Raw genomic sequence first — 13,919 nt, 5'->3', positions numbered from 1 at the left:
CGACCCAGGAGGACCCGCATGAGTCAGAGCACCATGCCCGCCGGTGACGTCGGCACGGGCGGCGAGTATGGAGGAGCCCGCTCGGGCTGGGTGACGTTCGCCGGCGTCATGCTGTCGATCGTCGGCGCGTTGAACATCATCTACGGCATCGCGGCGATCGACAACGCCAACTTCTACGTCGACGACGCGCGGTACGCGATCAGCAGCCTGAGCACGTGGGGCTGGGTGCTGCTCCTCATCGGCGCGCTCCAGTTCGGCGCCGCGTTCTCGATCTTCGGCGGCACCTCGTGGGGCCGCTGGGTCGGCGTCATCGCCGCGGGGCTCAACGCCATCGCGCAGCTGCTGTTCCTGCCCGCCTACCCGCTCCTGGCGCTGGCGCTCTTCGCCGTCGACATCATCGTGATCCACGCGCTGATCGCCCACTACGGGCCTGGGCCGGCGCGCTGAGGTACATCATCTGGCCTATATCTACGGTCCTGAAACCGGAGCGAGACAGGAGTCAGAAGGCGGACAGGCAGCGCACATGACGTTATGGTCGGCCCATGCGCCCCAGGTCCCTCAGCAGGGGCTGGTCCGTGCGGGGGCCCTGGCCTCCGGTCTCGCCCATGGCGCTGGCGACGCTGCTGGCTGCCGGCGTGGCGGCCTCGGCCGCCGCGGTGGCGTTCACGCTCGATGCCGCCGCGCCCGACCGCGTGGCGACGGCGGCGCTCCTGCACGGCGCGGTCGTGGCGATCCCGGTCGCGCTGGGCTGCGCCGCGCTCCTGCGCCGCCCCGCGGACCGGTTCGCGCTCCTCGTGGTGCTCGCCGGCCTGCTCTGGTCCACGACGGCGCTGGCCGAGTCGGGCGACGCGGTCCTCTACAGCCTGGGGCGCCTGTTCGCCTGGGTCTCGGACGCGGCGGTGGTGCTGCTCCTGCTGGCGTTCCCGGCGGGGCGGCTGCGCACCGTGCGGGAGCGGCAGCTCGCCGGGGCCGTGGTCGTGCTCGTCGTCGCCGGGTACCTCGCGACGGCGCTGTTCGCGACCGGCTACCCGCTGCCGTCGCCCTACAGCTCGTGCCACGCCGGCTGTCCGGACAACGCCTTCAACATCGTCTCGTGGGACGGCCTCGACGCCGTCGTCCGGCCGGTCCGCGAGGTGCTCACCGTGCTCCTCTACGGGGCCGCGCTCGCCCTCCTGGTTCGGCGCAGCCGGGAAGCCGGCCCGCTGCTGTCGCTGGCCCTCGGGCCGGCGCTGGCCATGGCCGCGTTCCGGACGATGGCCCTCGTCGTCTACTTCCTCGCCCGGCGCGCCGACGTCTCCGGAGGGGCGATCGACGCCGTCGGCTGGGTGTACGTCGCCACGCTGCCGCTGGTCGCGGTCGGCTTCGCCGCCGGGATCGCGCTGCGCCGCTTCCAGGTCGCCGCCGCGCTGCGGCGCCTCGGGACGCGGTTGACCTCGCACCCCTCGACGACCGAGCTGAAGGAGGCGCTCGCCGACGCGCTGGAGGACCCGACCGTCCGGCTCGTCTACCGCGTGGCCGGCGACGACGACCACTGGGCCGACGACACCGGTTGGCCGATCGCCGCGCCCGTCGCCGCCGGCGACGTCGGCATGGTCGTGCTGCGCTCCCAGGACCGCGTGCTCGGCGCCCTGCTCTACGACGCCGGCGCGGGCCCGGACCCGGCGCTGGTCGACGCGGTCGCGTCCTTCGCGGTCGTCGTGCTCGAGAACCTGCTCCTGATCGATCGGCTGCGGGCGTCGCTGAACGACCTGTCGGCGTCGCGCGGGCGCATCGTGGCCGTCGCGGACTCGTCACGCCGCGCCATCGAGCGCGACCTGCACGACGGCGCGCAGCAGCGGCTCGTCGGGCTGCGGCTCAAGCTGTCGGTGCAGAGCGATCGTCTGGATGCCACGGCGCCGGCCGAGGCCGCCGAGCTCCGGCAGCTCGGCGTCGAGGTCGAGGAGGCGATCGACAACATCCGCGAGCTGGCGCTCGGGATCTACCCGTCGCTGCTGGCCGAGCAGGGGCTGCCCGAGGCGCTGCGCTCGGCGGCGCGGCGGTCGCCGCTGTGGACCTCGGTCAGCGCCGACGGCGTCGGGCGCTTCCACCGCGAGGTCGAGAGCACCGTGTACTTCGCGTGCATGGAGGCGATGCAGAACGCCGTCAAGCACGCCGACGGGGCGACCGAGGTCTCGGTGGTGCTCTCCATGGGCGACGGGCTCGCGTTCGAGGTCTGCGACGACGGGCGCGGGTTCGACCAGGCGGCCGTTCCCGCGGGCAGCGGGCTGCTCAACGTGCGCGACCGCGTGGCGGCGATGGGCGGCTCGCTGCGCGTCCGGTCCACGCCGCAGGTCGGCACGGTCGTGACCGGCGTGCTGCCGGTGCGGGAGCGGTCGGCGTGAACGGGTTCGGCGTGCGACGGCGGAGCGCGGGAGTGGACGGCGCGGGGGCCGGCGGGCCGGGGTTCCTGGAAGAGGCGCTCGAGGAGCTCGCCGAGCCGGCGACGATCGTCGGGCCCGACGGGCTCGTCCGCTCCAACCGCGCGGCGCGGGCGCTGCACGGGCTCCCGCGCCAGCCGCTGACCCAGGAGGACTGGGCCGCGCGCCACCGCGTGTTCGCGCCGGGGTCTGGCCGCGCGCTCGCGCTCGACGAGCTCCCGCTCATCCGCGCGCTGCGCGACGAGGAGGACGCGTCGATCGACGTGGAGGTCGACACGGCCGACGCGGGGCGCGACCGCTTCACGGCCAGCGGCCGGCCGGTCCGACGCGGCCGCCATGTGGTCGGCGCGCTCTGCGTCCTGCGCAGCGCGCCGCCGCCCGCCGACGCGACCGACCCCGCGCTGCACCCCGAGCTGCTGCGCCACGCGGCTGACGGGATCGCGGTCATCTGCGCGGCGACCGGCACGTTCGTGTACACCAACGACGCGTGGACCAACGCCCTGGGCTACGCGCCCGGCGACCTGGCCGGGCGCCACGTCTCGTCGGTCAACGCGCCGAGCGGGCGCGTGCCGCAGGAGATCGCCGGCGAGATGCTGGAGGTCCTCGATCGCGGAGAGGTCTGGCGCGGTGAGGTGGAGCTGCGGCGCCGCGACGGCGCGGTGGTCTGGTGGGAGCAGACCGTGTCGCGCTACGAGGACGAGGACGGCCGGCCGGCGTGGATCATCGTCGGCCGCGACGCGACCGCGCGCCGTGCGGCGATGACCGAGCTGGGCGAAGGCGAGCGCCGGTTCCATGCCGCGTTCGACGCGCTGCCGGCGGCGGCGGCGATCTGCGACGAGGACGGGTGCGTGCTCGCGGTCAACGACGCGCTGGTCGCGCTGGCGCGCGCGAGTCGCGAGGCGCTCCTGGGCCGCGCCCTGGAGGCGGTGCTGCCGCCCGTCGACCTGGACGTGGCGCGCGCGCTGGCGGAGTCCGGGCGTCGCGGCGACATCGCGCGCCACCGCCACGACGCCCGTTGCGCCGGCGCGCTCGTCGCCGTCACGACCACCGTCGTCCGGCAGGTCGACGGGCAGTTCCAGGAGGCGGTCGTCCTCGTGGAGCCCGGTCAGCCGTCGTCGACGTCGTAGCCGATCGCGAGCGCCAGCCGCGGCGCGACGGCGACCAGGCGCGCGAACCCGATCGCCGGCCCGACGGCCACCAGCGCGCCGACGATCTCGTCGTCGTCGGCGCCCGCCGCCCGGGCGAGGTCGACGGCGAGGCGGCACGAGTCGGTGGCCGCGTCGACCGACAGCAGCGCGCCGAGGCGCACGAGCGAGTGCGTCTTGAGGTCGAGGCCGCCGCCATTCGGATTCGCGCCGGCGCCGGGGGCGTCCTGCAGCACGATGCGCACAGCGTTCTCGTCGTTGAGGGCGAGGCGCCGGAGCAGGTCTTCGCTGCGCTGCACGGGTCCTCCGAGCGGACGCGGGGCGGGGGCAGAATCCGTTGGACGCTCGCAGCCCCGGCCCCGCGTCGCATCGTCTGAACCGGGTGATGTCCCGAGGCCGCCCACGGTGCGACGGTCGGGGTCATGGCGCACGCCCACGTGCACGTCCCGCACGAGCTGATCGAGAAGGAAGAGCCGTCGGGCACGGTCTCGCGCGTCGAGCGCCGCTTCGAGCTCGGCGCGGTCCTGCTGCTCTCGCTCACGACGCTGGCGACCGCGTGGAGCGGCTACCAGGCGGCGCGCTGGTCGGGCGAGCAGTCCCAGCACTACGCGCGCGCGTCGACGATCCGCATCAAGGCCCAGCAGCAGGCCACGGCGGCCGGCCAGCTGCGCGTCGACGACCTCCTGTACTTCAACGGCTGGCTCGACGCCCGCGAGGCCGGCGACGCGCCGCTCGCGAAGATCTACGAGCGGCGGTTCCGGCCGCAGTTCGTGCCGGCCTTCCGCGCGTGGATCGCCCAGAAGCCGTTCACGAACCCGAACGCCGTCCCGGGCCCGCTCTCCATGCCGGAGTACCGGCCGCCCGAGCTCGCGATCTCCAAGCGCCTGGACGCCCAGGCCGACGCCCTCTACGACGAGGGCACGGCGGCCAAGACCAACGACGACCGGTACATCCTGTCGACGGTCTTCTTCGCGGCGGTGCTGTTCTTCGCGGGGATCTCGCTGCGCCTGGAATGGCGCCCGCTGCGCGGCTTCGTGCTCGGGATGGCGAGCGTGCTGCTGATCGGCGGGCTGGTGTTCGTCGCGAGCCTCCCGGTCGCATGAGCGCGGCGGGGTGCGTGCCTCCCGGCCGTCCACCGGCACGCCTCATTGTCGCCGCGAGCGTGCCGGTCGAGACTCGAGGCCGACCCACGAGCCAGGAGTCCCGAAGCCCATGAGCACCCTCGTCGCCATCGCCTACCCCGATGCTGCAACGGCCGAGCGCGTCCGCTCCGAGCTGGTCCAGGCCACCAAGGAGCGCCTCGTCCAGCTCGAGGACGCCGTCGTGGTCGAGCACGAGCCGGGCGGCAAGATCAAGCTGCGCCAGGCGATGAGCCCCGCGGCGGCCGGCGCCGCCGGCGGCGTGCTCTGGGGCGGGCTCATCGGCCTGCTCTTCCTCGCGCCCGTGGTCGGCATGGCGGTCGGCGCCGCGGCGGGCGCCCTCGGCGGCAAGATGGCCGACGTCGGCGTCGACGACACGTTCATGAAGGACCTCGGCGCGAAGCTGCAGCCGGGCACCGCGGCGCTGATCGTCCTCGGCAGCACCGATGCGCGCGACAAGGTCATCGACCGCGTGAAGCAGTTCGGCGGCGACGTGATCCAGACATCGCTGAGCACCGACGCCGAGCGCCATCTGCGCGATGCCCTCGCCGAGCCGGCTCCGGCCTAGCGCGGCAGGGGCGATCGGCATGCTGCTGTCCGTGTTGCTGCTGGCCGCCGACGGCGCCAGCGGGACGGGAGGCAAGGACGCCGGCGAGTCGGCGTCGACCTGGGACGTCGGCGGCTTCGCGTTCTGGATCGTCGTGGTGCTCCTGGCCGTCGCCGTCCTGGTCGGCGTGCTGGTCCTCGGCGCCCGCGGCCGGCGGCCGGCGGCGTTGGCCACCGCGCCGCCGCACGACCCGCCGGGCACGCCGGCTCCGCGGCGCGTCGAGCACGTCGAGCCGCAGGAGGGCTGGGAGCTCGCGGTCCTCACCTTCGACGGGTGCAACGGCGCCGAGCGCGCGTATGCCGGCGTGCGCGGGCCGGCCGACGGGGCGGCCTGGACGCGCGACCTGGCGTTCGCCGAGTGCCATCGCCATGGGCGCGTCGTGGTCCGCGGGACCGTCGGCGGACGCTACGTCGACGAGCACGACCTGGCGGCCGCCGAGGGCGAGACCCCGCTGCTGGCCGAGCTCCGCGCCGACGTGCCGCAGGGCAGCTCGGCGCTCGTGGCCTACGCGCCGCAGGTCGAGGTCGACGCGCTCGTCGAGGCGCTCACCGGGCGGACCTACCAGCTGCACCGCCACCGCGCGACCGCGGCCGAGGTCTCCGCGCTCGGCCTCGCCGTCGCGCAGGCGCCGGCCGCGACCGACGAGCGCCGCAGCTGACGGCGCATACCGCGCAGGGAATCGCCGCCCGGCGCTCGCGGCGCGAGCATCCGGGCCATGAAGGCCTTCACCCTCCAGCAGCTGGGCAGCCTCGACGGGCTCGTGCTCGGTGAGCGACCGGAGCCCGCGGCGACCGGACCGACCGACGTCGTCGTCCGCGTGCGCGCGCGCTCGTTGAACTACCGGGACCTGCTGATCCTCCAGCAGCGCTACCTCGTGCCGCCGGTCGCGGGCGTCGTCCCGGTCAGCGACGGCGCCGGCGACGTCGTCGCCGTCGGCGCCGACGTCACGCGCGTCGCGGTCGGCGATCGCGTGGCCGCCACGTACTTCCCGCGCTGGCGCGACGGCCGCTTCGCGGTCGCGCTCGCCGCCGAGCAGTTCGGGTGCACGCGCGACGGGATGCTGGCCGAGGCCGTCGTCGCCGACGAGCAGGCGCTCGTCAAGCTGCCGGCGCACCTGTCCTACGCCGAGGCGGCGGCGCTGCCGTGCGCGGGCGTGACCGCCTGGGCGGCGGTGAACGGGCCGCGGACGGTTGCGGCGTTCGACACGGTCCTCACGATCGGCACCGGCGGCGTCGCGCTGTTCGCGTTGCAGTTCGCCAAGCTGGCCGGCGCGCGGGTCGTCGCGGTCACGTCGACCGCCGCGAAGGCGCAGCTGCTGCGCGAGCTCGGCGCCGACGTCGCGATCGCGTCGTCCGAGCACCCGGCGTGGGACCAGGCCGTGCTCGCGGAGACCGGCGGCGTGGGCGTCGACCACGTGGTGGAGACCGGCGGCCCGGACTCGCTCCCGCGCTCGCTGGCCTGCTGCCGGCCCGAGGGCGACGTCGCGCTGCTCGCCGCGCTGGGCGACGTGCAGCTCGACGCCCGCCTGCTCAGCGCCCCGGTCACGCTGCGCCGCCACTACGTCGGCAGCCGCGCGCACTTCGAGGCGATGAACGCGGCGATCGCCCGCCACGCGCTGCGTCCCGTGCTCGACCGCACGTTCGCGCTGGAGGACGCGCGAGCGGCCTACGCCCACCTCGAGGCGCGGCGCCACGTTGGCAAGGTCGTCATCGCCGACACGGTCTAGTCCGGGCTCAGGGCATCAGCGCGACCAGCCGCCAGTCCAGGACGGCGGTCGCCGCGTCGTCGCCGTCGCCGGCGCTCTGGGCGGACGTCTGCACGCGGAGGCCGAGCAGGCCGCCGTCGGCGCGCGGCTCGACCGACGTGACCTCGATACGCGTGCGCAGCAGGTCGCCCTCGAACGTCGGGCCGAGGTGGTCGCAGGACGCCCACGCGAGGATCGTCGCCAGGTCGGGCAGGGCGCGCGTGACGTGCGCGGCGGCGATGCCGATGACGTGGCCGCCGTAGACCAGCCGCCGGCCGTAGACGCTGGTGCGCGCGTCGGTGTGCGTCATCGCGAGGTTCAGCGACAGGCGCGCGAGCTCGGGCGCGGAGGTGACGGTCTCGCCCGCCTCGACCGTGAAGCGATCGCCCACTGCGAGGTCGGCGAGCAGCGGGCCGAGCGGCTGCTCGCGCAGCGGCGCGAGCGTCCAGCCGGCCGGCACGAGCGCGGCGGCGTCGACCGGCGCGCCGACGGCGGAGAGGTCGTCGTCGGCGGGCGTCGGCGCGCTCCCGTCGCCGTGGGCCGGCAGCAGCGGGCAGCGCCAGAAGTCCAGGACCGGCGCGCCGGCGGCGTCCACGGTCGTGACGCGCAGGGCGGCGACGCCGCGCCCGCGCGAGGCGTCGCGGCGCGCGACGACCTCGGTCCGCGTCCGCAGCGTCGTGCCGACGGTGACCGGCCGGCAGCCCAGGCCGCGGTAGAAGAGGTTGCCCAGCACGCGCCCCGTCGGCGCCGTCGACTGCCCGATCGCCAGGTCGCAGACGAGCATCGGGTGGGCGAGCAGCCCGCGCCGCCCGGTGACGGCCTCGTGCAGGTCCTCGTCGAGCGCCAGGCGCAAGCGGTCGCCGACGACGGCCTGGTGCAGCGCGGCGTGCCCGCCGGTGATCGTCAGGCCCGGGCTGTGGAAGACGTCGCCGACCGCGAGGTCGTCGTAGTAGGGCGGCGCGACGGCCGTGCCGTCCTCGTCCGCCTCCTCGCCGGCCTCGGCGACCGGCAGGGCCAGCAGCCGCCGCGCCCGCCGCGCCATCGCCGCGTCGACCATGGCGCCGTCGACCGTCGTCGCGCCGGCGTCCTCCAGCGCCGCGACGACGCGCCCCGCCCACGCCCGCTCGCCGGCGGTCGGGGTGAACGCCCGGTTGATCGGCGCGATCTGGTCGGGGTGGATGGCCCACTTGCCGTCGAAGCCGAGCGCGCGCACGTCGCGGGCGGCGGCGGCCAGCCCGCGCGCGTCGCGCAGCCCGAAGAAGGGGCCGTCGATCGCGGCCACGCCCGCGGCGCGCGCCGCGGTCAGCAGCAGCTCGCGCTGCACGCGCCATCCGTCGTCGCCGCGGCGGCCGAGCGCGCTGGCGAGGTCGGCGTAGCCGAGGATCAGCGCGCGCACCGCGTCGCGCTCGGCGATCGCGACCGCGCCGAGCAGCCCGCGCGGCGTCTCGATCAGCGCCTGGATGCCGACCGCCGCGCCGAGCGCGGCGCACGCCGCGTCGAGGTCGGCCGGCCGCTCGACCTTCGGCACGACAACTGAGAGTTGCTTATTGCGCAGCGATGCGCACAGCGCCAGGTCGGCGGCGTGCTCGGCCGTCCCCGGCGCGTTGACCCGCACCGCCACGCGGCGCGCCCGCCACTCCGGCTGCGCGAGCGTCGCGCGCACCTGCTCGCGCGCCGCGTCCTTGTCGGCCGGGAGGACGGCGTCTTCGAGGTCGAGGACGACCTCGTCGGCGGCCGACGCCAGCGCCTTGGCGTGCATCGTCGCCCGGTGGCCCGGAACGACCAGGATCGATCGCGCCGGCACGCTAGATCGTCTCGAGCAGCGCGCGGAGCATCCGGGCGCCGCCTTCGAGCGCCGCCACCGGGATGCGCTCGTCGACGCCGTGGGCGCCGGACGGCACGCGGCCCTCGGGGTCGGGCCCGCGCGGCGCGAAGCCGTAGCAGGGGATGCCCAGGCGCGAGAAGGGCTTGGCGTCGGTGCCGCCGGCCATGCAGAACGGCAGGACCGTCGCCTCGGGGTCCGCCGCGACCACGCAGCGCGCGATCGCGTCGTACCACGGGGACTCCAGCGGGGCGGCGATCGCCCGGCTGTCGGACAGCATGGTGCGCGACACCGCCGGGCCGAGGAGCTCGTCGACGATCGCGAGCATCGCGTCGTCGGTGCCGGGCAGCGAGCGGACGTCGATCTCGGCCCGCGCGGCGCTGGGGATCACGTTCATCTTGTTGCCGGCCTCGAGCACGGTCAGCGTCGTCGAGCACCGCAGCGCCGGCTCGACGAACGGGCGCAGCGCGCCGAAGCGGTCCAGCGCGGCCTCGATCCCGGCCTCGGTGCGGACGTCGACGTCGAGGCCCAGCGTGCGCGTCGCCTGCTCGAGGAAGGCCTGCGTCGCCGGCGTCGGCCGCAGCGGCCAGCGGTGCGCCGCTAGGCGCTGGAGGCCCGCGACGAGGTGGACGACCGCGTTGTCGTCGTTGCGCTGCGAGCCGTGGCCGGCGGTGCCGGTCGCGCGGACCGACATGTGCAGCGAGCCGCGCTCGGCGACGGCCACGGGGTAGAAGCGGTGCGTGGTCCCGTCGGGCGCGGCGACGTCGACCGGCGCGCCGCCGGCCTCGCCGATCGCGGCCGCGACGCCGGCGAACAGCTCGGGGTGCTCGTCGACGAGCCACTCGGCGCCGCGCTGCCCGTCGTCCTCCTCATCGGCGACGAACGCGAAGACGAGGTCGCGACGGGGGCGCACGCCCTCGCGCGCCCACGCGAGCAGCGTGGCGAGCATCGACGCGATCATGTCCTTCATGTCGGTCGCGCCACGGCCCCAGACGAAGCCGTCGGCGACCCGCCCCGCGAACGGCGGCACCGACCAGTCCTCGGCCGCGGCGGGCACCACGTCGAGGTGCCCGTGGACGAGCAGCGCCGGAAGCTCGCGCGAGGTCCCCGTGACGCGGACCACGACGTTGGCGCGCGTCGGCGCCGACTCGAGCACGGTCGGGTCGTAGCCCGCGGCGCGCAGCAGCGGGACGAAGTAGTCGGCGACCTCCCGTTCGCCCTTGGCCCCGGCCGGCCCGAAGTTGGTGGAGTCGATCGCGATGAGCTGGGCGCACAGCTCCACGACGTCGGACGCGGCGCTCATCGGCGCGGCCCCGCGCGGTCGATGACGTAGCCCTCGCTCTGGCGGAACCCGACGACCGCGCCGCCGGCGGCCAGCGCGTCGCCCAGCGCCTCGCGCACCGCCAGCCGCCACGCGCGCGCCAGCCCCGGGGCGTTGGCGCGCATCTGCTCGATGTCGGCGGGCACGAACAGGACGGCGGGGCCGCCGTCCCATTCGGCGCGGGCCGGGCTGCCGTCGGGCGCGATGGCCAGCACGCAGGGCGCGTCGGCGCGCGCGGCCGCGACCGCGGGCCCGTGGCCGGCCGCGACGACCGCGGACGCGACCAGGTCCCACTCCAGCAGGAGGCGGTCGCTCTCCTCGCCGGCGTTGCGCCCGTCGTTCATCGCGCCGTAGTAGTTGGGCAGGTAGGCCACGGCCCGCGCGCCCAGCTTGGTGATGTTGAAGTGCGCGTTGCGGCGCACCAGCGGGTCGAAGGTCCAGGTGACCGTGCTCACGCCGCGGCGCAGCGCCCACGCGCGCTGGTGGAGCTTGAGGGCGTAGCCGACCCCGCGCACGGCGGCCGTCGGGTCGGCGCCGGCGATGTGGCTGTGCAGCACCGCGGCCGGTGGCGCGGCGAAGAAGCCCACCGCCGCGCCGACGAGGCGGTCGCCGGCGAACGCCCCGGCGACGTAGTGGCCGGTGATCGACAGGGCGCGCAGCAGGCTGGTCGTCATCGTCCGGCCCTGGGCCTCGCGATCCCAGATCGCCGTCAGCAGGGCGCCGACGGCGTCGAGCTCGCCGAGGTCGTCGATCTCGCGGACCTCGACCCCGGAATGGTCGGCCGCCGCGCGGGCGACGACGGCGGCGTCCGCGACGAGGTCGTCCACGTCGGGTGAGCTGAGCACGGGCGACTCGCCGCCCGTCATGCCGGGACGCCTTCGTCCAGGAGCCGGCTGGCCAGCAGCGCGACCAGCGCCGTCCGGCCCGGCAGCGCGTCGAGCACGACGTGCTCGTGCTCGGCGTGCAGGCCGTCGCCGATGGCGCCGAGCCCGTCGAGGGTCGGGATGCCCTGCGCGGCGGTGAGGCTGCCGTCCGAGCCGCCGCCGACGGCGGCGCCTTCGAGCCCGTCGATGCCGGCGCCCGGCGCCAGCTCAGCCGCGAGCGCGAAGAGCGCATCCGACGCGGAGCGTTCCAGGGGAGGTCGGTCGATCCCGCCGTCGACGCTGACGCGCGCCTCGGCGAGCGTCGGGCGCAGCGCGCGCAGCGCCGCGTCGACGCGGTCGAGCTCGGCGGTCGTGGCGCTGCGGACGTCGATGCTGAAGGACGCGGCGTCGGCCACCGTGTTCGACGAGCGCCCGGCGCGCAGCACGCCGGGCGTCACCGTGGTGCCGTGGGCGGGATCGGCGAGCCCGTCGACGGCGACGACCTGACGGGCGAGCTCGAGCGCGGCGTTGACGCCCTTCTCGGGCTCCAGCCCGGCGTGCGCCGCCCGGCCGGTGATCGCGACCTCGTAGTGCGACCGCCCCTTGCGCGCGACCTTCAGGCGGCCGTCCGCGGCGGGCTCGAGGACGAGGACCGCCTCGCAGCCCTCGGCCGCGGCGGCGATCAGGGCGCGCGACGAGCGCGAGCCGATCTCCTCGTCGCCGGTGACCAGCAGCGCCACGCCGTCGCGCTCGCGCAGCGCGGCCAGCGCGTGGATGGCCATGGCGACGCCGGCCTTCATGTCGAGGCAGCCCGGGCCGCGCAGGATGCCGCCGCTCACCTCGGCCGGGTGGGCGGCCAGGGAGCCGACCGGCCAGACCGTGTCGTGGTGGCCGATCAGCAGCACGCGGGTCGGCCCGGGGCCGAAGGTCCAGCGCACGTGCGTGCAGCCGTCGACGACGAGCAGCTCGGGCGCGACGCCGAGCCGCGCGGTGCCGAGCGCCGCGATGGCGCGCGCGGAGCGCGCGACGGCCGCGAGGTCCGACGACGGCGACTCGCAGCGGACGAGCGACAGGATGTCGTCGGTGAGCGTGGGCAGGTCGGCCGTAAGCGCCGCGAGCAGGGCGGCGGCGTCGGAGTGGGCCAGAGCGCTGGTTCGCATCGCCGATCAGCCTGCACCGCGTCGGCGCGCGGGTGTTCGTCGGGCCATCCGAACTTCCCGTCTGGATCAGGGTCGCCAGGACAGACGTCGCGGCCTCGCGCGCGCCTAGCGTTCGCGCTCGACGATCCACCGTGCGGGAAGGGGCGAGCAACATGAGGTACACGTCATCGGACGGGCCGCTGGAGCCCGACGGCTTCGCGGCGCTCGCCGTGCCGGTGCTGGCCGACGGGACCGTGCCGGAGGCGGCGCTGCGCGCGCTGGGGCCGGCCGGCGCCGCGGCGGCGGCGCTCGCCGCGCGGCTCGCGCCGCACGTGCTCGGCGCGCACGCCTGGGTCGCCCCGGCCGCCGGCGGGCCCGACGTGCTGCTCGTCGGCGTCGGGGCCGCCGACCTCGGCGCGCTGCGCACCGCCGCCATGGCGGCCGGGCGCGTCGCCGACCGGCCCCGGGTCGCCAGCCTGCTGGCCGCCGCGTACGCGTCGGCCGACGCGGCCGCCGCGACGGCCGTCGCCGAGGGCTGGGCGCTTGGCGCCTACCGCTTCGACGCCTACCGCTCGCGCGCCACGGCGTCCCGGGCCGAGGAGGTCGTCCTGGTCGGCGGCGACCCCGACGCGGTCGCCCTCGGCGCGGCGCTCGGCGAGGCCGCCGGCGTCACGCGCGACCTCGTCAACACGCCGCCCGGCGACCTGCCGCCGCTGGCCCTGGCCGACCGCTGCCGCGAGCTCGGCGCCGTCCACGGGTTCACCGTGCGCGTGCGCGAGGGCCGCGAGCTGGCCCAGGGCGGCTTCGGCGGCCTGCTGGCCGTCGGCGCCGGCAGCGCCAACCCGCCGGCGCTCATCGAGCTCGAGCGCGGCCGGCCCGAGGACCCGCACATCGCGCTCGTCGGCAAGGGCATCACGTTCGACGCGGGCGGCCTGTCGATCAAGACCAACCTCGAGATGCAGACGATGAAGGCCGACATGGCCGGCGCCGCGGCGGTCATCGGGGCGTTCGTCGCGGCCGACCGGCTGGGCCTGGACACCCACCTGCGCGGCTACCTCGCGTGCGCGGAGAACCTGCCGAGCGGCTCGGCCTTCCGGGTCGGCGACGTGCTGCGCCATCGCAACGGGCTGACGACCGAGGTCGTCGACACCGACTGCGAGGGCCGCCTCGTCCTGGCCGACGTGCTCGCCTACACGGCCGAGGCGGCGCCGTCGCTGATCGTCGACCTCGCCACGCTGTCCTCGCAGACCGGCCTCGGGCCGCGCATGTGGGCCGGCCTGGGCACCGACCGCGCCGCGGTGGCGCGGCTCGTCGCCGCCGGCGCCGCGTCCGGCGAGCCCGGCTGGGAGCTCCCGCTGCACGAGGGCTACCTCGACCACCTGCGCTCCGGCGTCGCCGACCTGCGCAACCGCGACCCCGCCTTCGCCTACGCGCCGGGCGCCGTCCTGGCCGGCCTGTACCTGCGCCACTTCGTCGCCGACGTGCCGTGGGCGCACATGGACCTCGGGATCAGCGTGATGCGTCCGCGCGGTGACCGCGCGTGGGCCGAAGGGGCCAACGGCACCGGCGCGCGGACGCTCGCGCGCTTCCTGCTGGACGCCGCGGCCGCGGGGCGCGACTCTGGTTCGGCCGACCAGACGGCGGGCAACAATTCGTCCGGGCCGACGATCCGCTGAGGAGGCGACGCCCCCGATAATCGCGATGCCATCAGCCGCGCGAGCG

The 13,919-nt window shown here is 76.2% G+C and carries 13 protein-coding genes and 1 pseudogene; 8 read left to right on the top strand and 6 right to left on the bottom strand.

Features of this window, described 5'->3' with window-relative positions; translation table 11 throughout:
• Window positions 1-18: 18 nt before the first annotated feature.
• The 3 genes from DSM104299_RS19520 to DSM104299_RS19510 all read left to right on the top strand — a co-directional run bounded on the left by DSM104299_RS19520 (window position 19) and on the right by DSM104299_RS19510 (window position 3,544).
• Window positions 19-447: a DUF7144 family membrane protein gene (locus tag DSM104299_RS19520; RefSeq protein WP_272473320.1), complete on the top strand. Its 429-nt coding sequence runs from the start codon at window positions 19-21 to the stop codon at window positions 445-447.
• Between the two features lie 158 nt (window positions 448-605).
• On the top strand, window positions 606-2,381 hold the full coding sequence (locus DSM104299_RS19515; protein ID WP_272473319.1) for a sensor histidine kinase: 1,776 nt from the start codon (window positions 606-608) through the stop codon (window positions 2,379-2,381).
• Window positions 2,382-2,413: 32 nt separating this feature from the next.
• On the top strand, window positions 2,414-3,544 hold the full coding sequence (locus tag DSM104299_RS19510; RefSeq protein ID WP_272473318.1) for a PAS domain-containing protein: 1,131 nt from the start codon (window positions 2,414-2,416) through the stop codon (window positions 3,542-3,544).
• Here the strand turns inward: DSM104299_RS19510 and DSM104299_RS19505 are convergent.
• Window positions 3,523-3,861 (bottom strand): carboxymuconolactone decarboxylase family protein, encoded by a 339-nt coding sequence (locus tag DSM104299_RS19505; protein ID WP_272473317.1) that lies wholly within the window; start codon window positions 3,859-3,861, stop codon window positions 3,523-3,525. The two genes, DSM104299_RS19510 and DSM104299_RS19505, sit on opposite strands and share 22 nt — an antisense overlap.
• Window positions 3,862-3,984: 123 nt before the next feature.
• Here DSM104299_RS19505 and DSM104299_RS19500 point away from each other — a divergent pair, with 123 nt between their 5' ends.
• The 4 genes from DSM104299_RS19500 (at window position 3,985) to DSM104299_RS19485 (ending at window position 7,034) form a co-directional block, all read left to right on the top strand.
• On the top strand, window positions 3,985-4,665 hold the full coding sequence (locus DSM104299_RS19500; protein ID WP_272473316.1) for a hypothetical protein: 681 nt from the start codon (window positions 3,985-3,987) through the stop codon (window positions 4,663-4,665).
• 109 nt (window positions 4,666-4,774) lie between these two features.
• The gene (locus DSM104299_RS19495; protein WP_272473315.1) at window positions 4,775-5,269 is read left to right on the top strand and encodes a DUF1269 domain-containing protein; all 495 of its coding nucleotides are present in this window, start codon (window positions 4,775-4,777) and stop codon (window positions 5,267-5,269) included.
• 19 nt (window positions 5,270-5,288) lie between these two features.
• Window positions 5,289-5,966, top strand: coding sequence for a hypothetical protein (locus DSM104299_RS19490; RefSeq protein WP_272473314.1), 678 nt, complete (start codon window positions 5,289-5,291; stop codon window positions 5,964-5,966).
• Window positions 5,967-6,023: 57 nt separating this feature from the next.
• Window positions 6,024-7,034 carry a zinc-dependent alcohol dehydrogenase family protein gene (locus DSM104299_RS19485; protein ID WP_272473313.1) on the top strand — a complete coding sequence of 337 codons (1,011 nt, stop codon included), beginning with the start codon at window positions 6,024-6,026 and terminating at the stop codon, window positions 7,032-7,034.
• A gap of 7 nt (window positions 7,035-7,041) precedes the next feature.
• On the opposite strand, the gene DSM104299_RS29575 is transcribed toward DSM104299_RS19485, so the two are convergent.
• The 5 genes and pseudogenes from DSM104299_RS29575 to DSM104299_RS19465 all read right to left on the bottom strand — a co-directional run bounded on the left by DSM104299_RS29575 (window position 7,042) and on the right by DSM104299_RS19465 (window position 12,155).
• Complete coding sequence (locus DSM104299_RS29575) at window positions 7,042-8,064, bottom strand: hotdog family protein (protein ID WP_432419785.1); 1,023 nt, start codon at window positions 8,062-8,064, stop codon at window positions 7,042-7,044.
• 171 nt (window positions 8,065-8,235) lie between these two features.
• Window positions 8,236-8,856, bottom strand: a pseudogene (locus DSM104299_RS29570) (HpcH/HpaI aldolase/citrate lyase family protein); the annotation flags it as partial.
• Window position 8,857: 1 nt separating this feature from the next.
• On the bottom strand, window positions 8,858-10,177 hold the full coding sequence (locus DSM104299_RS19475; protein WP_272473311.1) for a M20/M25/M40 family metallo-hydrolase: 1,320 nt from the start codon (window positions 10,175-10,177) through the stop codon (window positions 8,858-8,860).
• Window positions 10,174-11,061 carry a hypothetical protein gene (locus tag DSM104299_RS19470; RefSeq protein WP_272473310.1) on the bottom strand — a complete coding sequence of 296 codons (888 nt, stop codon included), beginning with the start codon at window positions 11,059-11,061 and terminating at the stop codon, window positions 10,174-10,176. The genes DSM104299_RS19475 and DSM104299_RS19470 overlap by 4 nt, the downstream gene beginning before the upstream one ends.
• Window positions 11,058-12,155 carry a M20 family metallopeptidase gene (locus DSM104299_RS19465; RefSeq protein WP_432419784.1) on the bottom strand — a complete coding sequence of 366 codons (1,098 nt, stop codon included), beginning with the start codon at window positions 12,153-12,155 and terminating at the stop codon, window positions 11,058-11,060. Before DSM104299_RS19465 ends, DSM104299_RS19470 begins: the two co-directional genes overlap by 4 nt.
• A gap of 215 nt (window positions 12,156-12,370) precedes the next feature.
• Between DSM104299_RS19465 and DSM104299_RS19460 the strand changes: the two genes are divergently transcribed.
• The gene (locus DSM104299_RS19460; RefSeq protein WP_272473308.1) at window positions 12,371-13,873 is read left to right on the top strand and encodes a leucyl aminopeptidase family protein; all 1,503 of its coding nucleotides are present in this window, start codon (window positions 12,371-12,373) and stop codon (window positions 13,871-13,873) included.
• The last annotated feature ends 46 nt before the right edge of the window (window positions 13,874-13,919 follow it).

It is taken from the genome of Baekduia alba, assembly GCF_028416635.1.
Taxonomy (GTDB): Bacteria; Actinomycetota; Thermoleophilia; order Solirubrobacterales; family Solirubrobacteraceae; genus Baekduia; species Baekduia alba.
Note: the sequence above shows the minus strand (reverse complement) of the source record. Positions and strands in the feature narration are given on the sequence as shown.

Bases quoted from the DNA above. Each gene is read 5' to 3' on its own strand.
- DSM104299_RS19520 (WP_272473320.1), top strand. From the start codon at position 19: ATGAGTCAGAGCACCATGCCCGCCGGTGACGTCGGCACGGGCGGCGAG.
- DSM104299_RS19515 (WP_272473319.1), top strand. From the start codon at position 606: ATGGCGCTGGCGACGCTGCTGGCTGCCGGCGTGGCGGCCTCGGCCGCC.
- DSM104299_RS19500 (WP_272473316.1), top strand. From the start codon at position 3,985: ATGGCGCACGCCCACGTGCACGTCCCGCACGAGCTGATCGAGAAGGAA.
- DSM104299_RS19495 (WP_272473315.1), top strand. From the start codon at position 4,775: ATGAGCACCCTCGTCGCCATCGCCTACCCCGATGCTGCAACGGCCGAG.
- DSM104299_RS19490 (WP_272473314.1), top strand. From the start codon at position 5,289: ATGCTGCTGTCCGTGTTGCTGCTGGCCGCCGACGGCGCCAGCGGGACG.
- DSM104299_RS19485 (WP_272473313.1), top strand. From the start codon at position 6,024: ATGAAGGCCTTCACCCTCCAGCAGCTGGGCAGCCTCGACGGGCTCGTG.
- DSM104299_RS19475 (WP_272473311.1), bottom strand. From the start codon at position 10,177: ATGAGCGCCGCGTCCGACGTCGTGGAGCTGTGCGCCCAGCTCATCGCG.
- DSM104299_RS19470 (WP_272473310.1), bottom strand. From the start codon at position 11,061: ATGACGGGCGGCGAGTCGCCCGTGCTCAGCTCACCCGACGTGGACGAC.
- DSM104299_RS19460 (WP_272473308.1), top strand. From the start codon at position 12,371: ATGAGGTACACGTCATCGGACGGGCCGCTGGAGCCCGACGGCTTCGCG.